Source organism: Allobosea sp. 05T422_2 (assembly GCF_056396265.1).
In genome coordinates, this window is the sequence record NZ_JBFTLD010000319.1 from 1 (window position 1) to 7,007 (window position 7,007).

General features: G+C 60.5%; 4 protein-coding genes and 1 pseudogene. 2 read left to right on the forward strand and 3 right to left on the reverse strand.

Going from position 1 to position 7,007, the window contains the following annotated elements:
• Positions 1-217: 217 nt before the first annotated feature.
• A pseudogene (locus AC1DJT_RS32370) lies at positions 218-667 on the forward strand (integrase core domain-containing protein); the annotation flags it as partial.
• A 70-nt stretch (positions 668-737) separates the two neighbouring features.
• Here AC1DJT_RS32370 and AC1DJT_RS32375 read toward each other — a convergent pair.
• Both AC1DJT_RS32375 and AC1DJT_RS32380 read right to left on the reverse strand, forming a co-directional pair.
• Positions 738-950 carry a hypothetical protein gene (locus AC1DJT_RS32375; RefSeq protein ID WP_476770527.1) on the reverse strand — a complete coding sequence of 71 codons (213 nt, stop codon included), beginning with the start codon at positions 948-950 and terminating at the stop codon, positions 738-740.
• Between the two features lie 786 nt (positions 951-1,736).
• A complete protein-coding gene (locus AC1DJT_RS32380) occupies positions 1,737-2,321 on the reverse strand; it encodes a hypothetical protein (RefSeq protein ID WP_476770526.1) in 585 nt (194 codons plus the stop codon).
• Between the two features lie 369 nt (positions 2,322-2,690).
• Here AC1DJT_RS32380 and AC1DJT_RS32385 point away from each other — a divergent pair, with 369 nt between their 5' ends.
• Positions 2,691-3,689, forward strand: a complete 999-nt coding sequence (locus AC1DJT_RS32385) for a hypothetical protein (protein WP_476770525.1) — start codon at positions 2,691-2,693, stop codon at positions 3,687-3,689.
• A 1,202-nt stretch (positions 3,690-4,891) separates the two neighbouring features.
• On the opposite strand, the gene AC1DJT_RS32390 is transcribed toward AC1DJT_RS32385, so the two are convergent.
• Positions 4,892-7,007: autotransporter family protein (locus AC1DJT_RS32390; protein WP_476835679.1), on the reverse strand; the 2,116-nt coding region annotated here is incomplete at its 5' end.

Sequence of the window (7,007 nt, forward strand, 5' to 3'; positions counted from 1 at the left end):
CGCTCTGGCCGGCTGGCTGTCGGACCAGGACGCCACGCCGGCAAGCAGGGCGAAAGCAAGCGACCAGTGCTTCAATGTCGACATGTTGTGGCCTCCGGGTTGGCCCGCCTGGATCCCTCGTCGTTCGCCTCTGCGACCGCGGGGGGAAGCGGGACTTCGGTGAAGCTGCAACGATAGGCGACGGCCCAAGGGGGCGGGAGTAGAGCGGATCTGGCGGCGGGAGGGGCTGAAGGTGCCGGCCAGGCAGCTGCTCAAGTCCATCGACGTCATCGACGTGCTATCCGATCTCTTCATCCTCCGCGGAGTGCCCGGGCATGTTCGTTCGGACAACGGTCCCGAGTTCGTCGCCAAGGCGGTGCGGGAGKGGATCGTGGCGGTTGGAGCGAAGACGGCATTTATCGAACCTTGCAGTCCTTGGGAGAACGGCTATTGCGAGAGCTTTAACTCCAAGCTTCGCGACGAACTCCTGAACACCGAGCTGTTCTACAGCCTCGCCGAGGCCCGGATCGTCATCGAGGGCTGGCGTCAGCATTACAATACCCGGCGCCCACACTCCTCGCTCGGCTACCGGCCGCCARCACCAACCGCCGTGGCGTGGCCGGCTACGCAAACCCAACCCGCTTCGCCGGCCACCTCAAACGTGGCCGCCAAGCCCAGCATGCATTAGATTAGAACCGGGCCACCTGATGGGGGCAGGCCACCGTCGCGGGCAATTGACGCGATTCGATACACTTCAGTTAGTTCAATTCGTCCTTATCGCCCCATCCCAATCTTACGCTATGCAACTCGATTTCTTCCCGAACAGCAGACAGGGCCATATGAATTGCCGCAAGTTCCCGTAACGCATCGGGAGTGGGTGGGGACACTTTCCCCGCTAGTGTTTCAATGAACTTGAGGCGCGCTGCTTCAAGGTTGGCCTGAAGATCGTGCACGGGATGGAGCTTTGTCATCGTGGCCACCCTATAACGGAGTACATGAGGGCGCGATTGGTCGCGCTGTTTGCATAAACTCTGGGCGTGGACCCGCTTCCTTATGGTTACGGTCTGCGCATCTTGCCCCAAGTCGCCATCCGGTGGAAGTGTCCGTTGCTGGCCGGTACCGTCGTCCAGGCTCGCCGAATTGGGTGGGCTAACAGACCCTCGGTGCGACCGGCTAGGACCGCCTTCTCGAAAATCCGAGCAGTTTAGTCGTACATCAGACGTGGCCGCTGGAGAACACCATCACCAAACCTCAGCGTTCGCTTCTCACAGTTGGGACAAAGATGAAGGCCGCTCGATAGCGTGTCCTTGTCCCATGACGCGACAGTACGGCCAGACACGTCGGATATTGCGGGATCGCCGTACTTCACAACCGCCTCTGATCCGCATCTGAGACAACGGTATGGCACGATCTGAAGGTTCACTGAGGTAAGGTCGACGCAGTTCGTGCAGTGGCACGGCCAATCGGGCGAAGCTATCAGTGTTTCCCTAGCGAGAGCTCATCGTCTGTCCTAGCCTCACCAGTAGTAGCTCTGGCGGTAATAGCCCCGATTCCAGCCGTAATAACGGGGGGGCATAATAGGCTGGCCGCGCATAGTAATGACGCAGGCGGCAATAGACCCGCGGCCCATAATAGGCAGGGTAGCCATATCCGTAGGCCGGGTATACGTAGCAATACACCCGGCGATCTGCCGAGGGAGCTCGCTCAAGAGCGTGGGGCCAGGTCCCCCCATCCACATCCAGGACGGCAATCCACACTCAATCGAGCAGCCGAATGTCATTTTCCTGACGCTCTCGCAGGGCTACTGCCTTCGAGCGAGCGTCCGAAATCGTCAGAATCTCGAGCACCTGCGTATGGGTTTCGCGATAGACGCTGCGAAAGGCCATCCAAAAGGTCTTTCCGCCGATAGAGATTTTTCCGGTTGCGGTGACACTGGTGGCGCCGCTGAAGTTACTGACTATACTCGCGCCAACTTGGCTCGCCCCGATGCTTTCAAACGCATTTGATACGACGCGTCTCAGCGAATCTTCCAGCTCTGCGACCCGATACGGGGCCGGCAGCGTCGCTGTTGAAATGGTGACACGCTCAAATTCGTTGATACCTCGGCTTAACTGGATCATACGCACTGAGGCATTGCCAATCTGTATCGTCTCCTCACCTTTGGTGAAGGGCACATCCGAACTAACGGCGATCTTCATGTCGGCAAAGAACTCGCTGCGCGGCATGGTCTCGGACCATTCAAGCGTGAATAGGCGCTGAGCCCGGGCGACGACGCCTTCCAATCCTTCGAGAACCCGACTGGCCATCTGCTCGGTCACATGGACCGATTGGCCGCGGGTCAAGATCGGAACATCTGTGAACCGCTCCGCTTTTCCGGGGTCGTCGCCACGCAAAGCCTTGCGGCGACCGCATCAGCCATACTGGCCGCTGGCACTGTAATTAGTACGGAACAAGAATGAATTTGGAACATCCAGCTGGGACGGAATGTCAAAGGCGGGACGGAGGGTCAAGCCCGCGCGTCGACCGCATTATTGCCGCAGCGCGCCACCATAGTTCGTCCGAAATTTGGCGAATATTTAAGCAACAAATATTGCCCGATGCGATTTAAGGGGTGTAGAAATCTGAGCGAATACCCTTAAGTGGGATCGCAGTGATCGCCCCATCTGAACATCATGCGCATGCCGGGATTGATGAGCGGGAGAATTAACTCCATGAACCGGCAAGTGACATCGAGTTTTGTTCCTGATGCCTCGCGTTCCCAACCGCAACCCGCGCCATGCGAAGCCGATATCCGCGCGCAACTGCATTGCATTTTGGCAAGCCGCGATTTCAGCGCTCCGGATCGGCTGCGGCGGTTTCTGTCCTATGTGATTGAGGAGACGCTCGCTGGCCGGGCCGACCGCATAAAGGCCTATTCGATCGCGGTCGAAGTCTTCGGGCGGGATGCGAATATCGACATTTTGAACGATCCGGTCGTGCGCATCGAGGCCGGTCGGCTCCGGCGCGCATTGGAGCGATATTACTTTCTTGAAGGCAAGACAGACCGGGTCCTGATCGAAATTCCCAAGGGAAGCTACGTGCCGAGCTTTGCATGGCGATTGGGCGATCAGTTGCTTGCCCAACCCCTCTCATTGACCGAACCGCAGCCGCTATCCCAACCCCGTCCAGACTTCTTCGGCTGGCTCAGACGCCCCTGGCTCATCGGCTCGGTTACTGCGCTGGCGTTCGGTACCGTTGTGACAGTCATGGTAATGGGGGATTCATCACGACCGGCTGCTTCATCGACAAGCACCCCGGGTCTCTCTCTTCTCGTAAAGCCATTCGTCAACCTGTCCCCAACGCCAGACGCCGGTGTTTTTGCTGCCGGCCTTTCCGAAGAGATGCTCTCGCAGCTCGCTACGTTTCAGGGGCTGACAATCGTCCGAAGCGAGGCTTCCGATGACCTGGCGCAGCGATCATCCGCTGCCCGGCGTCAGCTCGGCGCCCGGCACATCCTTGAGGGGATGATCCGTGCTGCCGATAACAAGCTCAGAATAACCAGCCGGCTCGTAGATGGAGAAACGGCCGCCATTCGCTGGTCCGCTATTTACGAGGCCGACCTGCATTCCGGGAACATCATCGATCTCGAAAGTGGCGTAGCGCAGAAGATCGCCGCAGCGGTCGCTCAGGCCATCAAGCCCCCATTGCATGCATCGTCGAAGGTCCCCTAAGGGGCGATCCCCGCGAAGCCGGGGGCATAAAGCACCAACCGAAGATCTGCTTACCGGCGGTCTGTCAGTGTCACACTGAGACCTCCGGAGGCCTATTTACTGCAGAGCCTGTAGTTGCTGCCGGTTTGATCGCTGGCGTTGGAATAGCGCTTTAAGCGCCCGTCTGACCCTTTTGCTAGGATCGCGGAGGACTGGGTGCGGGTAACAGAGTGGACGCAGAATAGTGACAGGTTATCACGGTCGCMGATGCGGCTGACGGCGCCAATCCGGCAGGCCGTCCAAGGCGTGCTGATGCGATCCCCGGAGATAATGAAGGCAGGGACGAATAGCTCCGTAGGGACCTTGAACATCATTCCTTTACGCCCCGGCGTGAATACGTCTCCACAAGCGAGGTCGTCCGCGAGCCAGGCTCCTTGATAGGTGACTAAGGGGCCCTCTGCCGCCTTCACGTTTGCAACCAGGCTGCTCGCTACAAGGCCAATGACAACCGCGCTCGAATATCGGGTACACCGCATTGATCGCTCCCGGGTCTCCATCTCGAAAACTATGTAGACGTAGGACTTAAGGTCCAATGGAGACAGCTTCTTGGGAAGCCAATTTGGAAGGTAGCCCATTACCACGTCCGGTTCCATCGCATGTCTGCTTGGGGAACGACGTCCGCTCTCGTCGTAGCCACCGTCCAGAACCTCAGGAAAATGGCAAAGCTCCTGCCGACCGGACCGCAAACTCAGCCCGACTGAGGAGATGCCGTCCCGATCGGCAAGCGGAAACGTGCCGAGACGGCGGGTGTCAATGCCTAGATCGGCCCTGAAGGCTACCGACGCTTCATCGTGGGGAAGAAGCGCGCCTTCGAGGGCGAGGTCGATGAGGAACTGGGCGCGCCGAACGGAACGCCTTGATGCAATCCGGCCGGCTCCCATCCCGGACGTTGGTGGTCCGCCGTCGCCCTTTCCGGAAACGACCCAACTCGGAAATTAAATCATCCTAGCCTGGCGGCCCGTCACCGACATCTGCAGGGTCCGCTTCCGGGCAACTCGACTGAAGGCAAGACAGGGTAAGGACAGCCGGGTTGGTGCAATCGCGAAGCTCCCCCGCAGACGCCCGCGCCTACCAGGTGACGCGCTGGCCGCACTCGCCCTTTAGATGTAGCGTCGATCGCTTTGCCCCTTCAGCAACGGTCTCAGGGACGCTCACAGCTTGCGCTACCAACTTACTTTGATCCCAAGCCGGCCGTCATAGGCGCGCGAGCGGCCATTGAGCCCGATCGAGTAACCGGCCGACGCGTAGAGCGCTGTGTTCCTGCTGATCTGGGCGTCGACACCGGTCCTGAGTTCGGCCCAGGAGCCGCCGAGATCGGCGTGGAAGGGGATCAGCCCCGTGGCCGAGGAGAACGAGGTCTTGGGATCGCCGAGGAACTCGTTCCAGAGGCTCGCCTTCAGCCAGGCGGTGAGCAGGCGGGGCTTGGCGCGCGGATCCTCCTCCAGCGTCCAGCTCTTGGCCAGGCGGGCGCCGATGCGGCCGGCCAGAGAATCGGCATCGCTGAAGCGCACCAGCGCCGCCTCGTCACGGCCGGATCCGTTGGCCAGGGTCTGGTAGATCATCTGTGCCTGTGGCTCAAGGATGAAGCCGTTGCCTAGCTGGAGCGGATAACCGCCCTCGAGCGAGGCCGCGAAGCCGAAACCATCGCGCTTCAACTTGAACAAGCGCTTTGAGTCAGCCTCTGCAGCGTACCAGGTGCCCTGCACGACCCCGTCGAGATACCAGCCGGACGGTCCGAAATGCGTCCAGTAGGCGCCGAGCGAATAGCCGTCGATGGTGTTGGTGCCGGCCTTGATGCCGTTGAAATGGGTGACATCGCCTTCGATCCGTCCGATCGCGGCATAGAGGCCGGCGTGGTTGCGGCTGCCGTCAGTGCCGAGGCTGCGATAGAGATCGAGCCCGGCCTGGAAGGCGTACATGTCGTAATCGTAGTTCGGGCCGTTGCGGTAGATGCCCCAGGGGCCACCGTCCTGGTTGCCGTGCTGGCCGATGATCCGGGCCCAGCCGGCCGAAGCATAGGAGCTGCCGGGGACRCTGGCGCCGACCGGAAGTTGCACGGTGGTGGTGCAGCGAAAGTTTTTCTCCGGATTCTTGCACCAGATCGTCCGCTCCTCGCTGACCGGCGGCAGCGCGAGCGGGTGCAATTCGCCGCCCCGTTCGTGCAGGCTGTCGATCAGGGTACGGCCATATATCAGCCCCATCGCCGGAAGCGCGGCGAACAGCGAGACTTCTCGCCGGAAATTCGGAATACCCGAGCTTGGCGGCGCCGGTGTCGGGCCCGGCCCAGGCGGGATTGGAGTCGGGTCGGGCCCTGGTGGCGTTGGATCGGGCTGCAAGTCCGATCGCAGATACCAATTCTGAGGTCCTGAATTGTCCACGCTGCCCCGTAGGAGGGCATATTCGTACGGCCCTGCAATAGCCGGCCTGCCTAGCGCGAATGTACCTGCATCCGTCGTGCCCGCGTTGATGGCATCTACGACGAGAATGCCATTTCCTAGGGTCAGATCGCCCGGCCCAATGGTATTCGAAATCAGCAGCGATGACGTCCCGCTCGCCCGACCACCATCAATGACCAAGCGGTCAGAGGGGGAGCCATCGGAGCCGAGATAGGTGTTGAGAGCGAGCGTTCCGCTCCTGCCAACATAGTCTCTCACGGTCAGCGTTTTGTAACTCGCGAGCTGCGTCAAATCCCCCGTGGGAGGGCTATAGATAATCTGGCTGTTGTCGTTGGTAACACTCGTTGCGGTCGAATTGCCCGTCATCGTCCAGGCAGTGGCCTGAGTAAGCGTCACATTGCTGGTATTGCCTGCCGGCGTGGTGATKACCCCTCGCAGCGTCGAACCTTGCGCGTTGAACGTTGTGCTGCCGCCCCCGCCTGTCGCCAGCAGGGTATTGTTGTTCGTGATCGCGATCGTATTGACGAGCCCGATGTCCGCAATCGCCGCCTGGACAGAAAATGAGGCATCGCTCGCCTGAATTGCCGCGTTGCTGTAGCGCAGCAGGTTCGTTCCGCCACTGTCGAAGGAGAAGCCGACCCCGCCAATGCCGGAGGCGGTGACATCGGTGCCGGTCATGGTGGCGCTGCCGCCATTCTGAATCCGGCCGCCGACTCCGTTGATGACAATAACCACGCCGTCCGTCGTTTCGATGCGGCCACCACCGTCGGCATTCAAACCCGAGTTGCCGCCGCCTCCGCTGACGCTGACGTTGGTGTTCTGGGTGGTGATCACGCTACCGGCGTTGATCGCCTGCAGGCCCTTCTCGCCGCCACCCGCACCC